Source organism: Cupriavidus sp. IDO, from assembly GCF_000812465.1.
GTDB lineage: Bacteria > Pseudomonadota > Gammaproteobacteria > Burkholderiales > Burkholderiaceae > Cupriavidus.
This window is the reverse complement of the sequence record NZ_JWMA01000173.1, coordinates 1-1962: the sequence shown is the minus strand read 5'-3', so window position 1 is coordinate 1962 and position 1962 is coordinate 1. Positions and strand designations below refer to the sequence as shown.

Sequence of the window (1962 nt, the reverse complement as noted above, 5' to 3'; positions counted from 1 at the left end):
CCGAAGTTTGAGGGCCCGAAACGCAGCTAAGCAAGACATGGCGCGCCTTTGCGCCATTTTTTGCGTCCTAGTTGTTCCCATGTAAATGGTTCAATGTTTGGGGAGATTTGCCTTGAATTACAGGCTTCATTGGCTATGCTTTAGCCCATGTATATCGAGACCGTCCCCAATCGAAACTCCCCGCCCGCGATCCTTCTGCGTGAGGGCTATCGTGACGGCGGCAAGGTCGTCAAACGCACCCTTGCCAATCTGTCGCACTGGGATCCGCAACTCATTGAACACTTCCGCGTCTTGCTCAAGGGCGGCATCGCCGTTGAGTCAGCCCAGGCGCTGATGAGCATCGAGCGGTCGCTGCCGCATGGCCATGTGGCCGCCGTGCTGGGCATCGCCCGGCGCTGCGGCCTGGCCAAACTGCTTGACCCTGCGCCCGCCCCGGTGCGTTCACTGGTGCTGGCCTTGGTGGTGGCGCGCGTGTTGGCACCGGGCTCCAAGCTCGCCACCTGGCGCATGTTGCAGCCGCAGTGTGCAACCCATTCGCTGTCGCAGGTGCTGGGACTTGGCGCGTTCGAGGTCGAGCGGCTCTACGCAGCGCTGGACTGGCTCGGCGAAGCGCAGCCGCGCATCGAACGCAGCCTCGCCCGCCAGCATCTGAGCGACGGCGTGCTGGTGCTCTATGACCTCACCTCGACGTGGGTCACCGGCCGGCACTGCGCGCTTGCCCGCTACGGCTACTCGCGCGACGGCAAACGCGATGACCCGCAGATCGTGTTTGGCTTGCTGTGCGCCGCCAATGGCTGTCCGGTGGCGGTCGAGGTGTTTGCCGGCAACACCGCCGATCCGGCCACGCTAGCGGCGCAGATTAGCAAGCTCAAGGAGCGCTTTGGCCTGTCTCAGGTGGTGTGGGTGGGCGATCGCGGCATGATTACCGCTGCGCGAATCGAGCAGGTGCTGCGCCCGGCCGGCATGGGCTGGATCACCGCGCTGCGCTCGCCGCAGATCGCCGAGTTGATCGAGGAGCGCGGCCCTTGGCAGCCCTCGCTGTTTGACGAGCGCGGCCTGATCGCATTGGACAGCGCGCGCTATCCGGGTGAGCGGCTGCTGGTCTGCCGCAACCCCGCGTTGGCCGAGGAGCGCGCCAGAAAGCGCGCCGAGCTGCTGGCGGCCACCGAAGTGGAGCTGGCCGCGATCGCGCAGGCCACCGAGCGCACCCGCAATCGCCTGCGCGGCCAAGACAAGATTGGCTTGCGCGTGGGTCGCGTGATCGAGCGCTATCGGATGGCCAAGCACTTTGAGCTGGTCATCACCGAGACGAGCTTTACGTTCACCCGCAAGCAAGAGCAGATCGATGCCGAGACCGCTCTCGATGGACTCTACGTACTGCGGACCAATGTGCCGAGTGAACGGCTATCCGACACCCAGACGGTCCTGGCCTACAAGAGCCTGGCGCAGGTCGAGCGCGCCTTCCGCTCGATGAAGACGGTCGATCTGCAGGTGCGTCCGATCTATCACTTCAGCGAGTCGCGCGTGCGCGCGCACGTGTTTCTATGCATGCTGGCCTACTACGTCGAGTGGCATCTGCGCCAAGCGCTTAAGCCGCTGCTCCATGACGATGAGGACCTGGCAACGCTGCGTGATCAACGTGCCAATCCGGTCATGCCGACGCCGCGCTCGGCGGGGGCCGACGCCAAAGCCGCGCGCCACCGGACCGACGACGACCTGCCCGTGCATAGCCTGCAGACGCTGCTGCAGGACCTCGCCACGTTGACCTATAACATCACCTCGACCTCGGTCAACCCACAGACCAAGATCGTCATCACGACCCGTCCCACGCCGTTGCAGCGCAAAGCCTTTGCGCTGCTCGGCATCGACCCCGGCTGTTCCCAGTAGCCAACCCTCTGCTGCTTAAAAATCTCTCGGCGCTTCAACAGGTTAGCTTGGTCTCCGAGTCAAACTTCGGGCTAG

1 protein-coding gene is annotated in these 1962 nt (G+C 64.1%); it reads left to right on the top strand.

All coding sequences use genetic code 11. The annotated features are described in order from the left end of the window. Nucleotides 1–147 precede the first annotated feature (147 nt). Entirely contained in the window at nt 148–1887 is a 1740-nt protein-coding gene (locus RM96_RS31360; RefSeq protein WP_039015640.1) for an IS1634 family transposase, read from the top strand. Nucleotides 1888–1962: the final 75 nt, after the last annotated feature.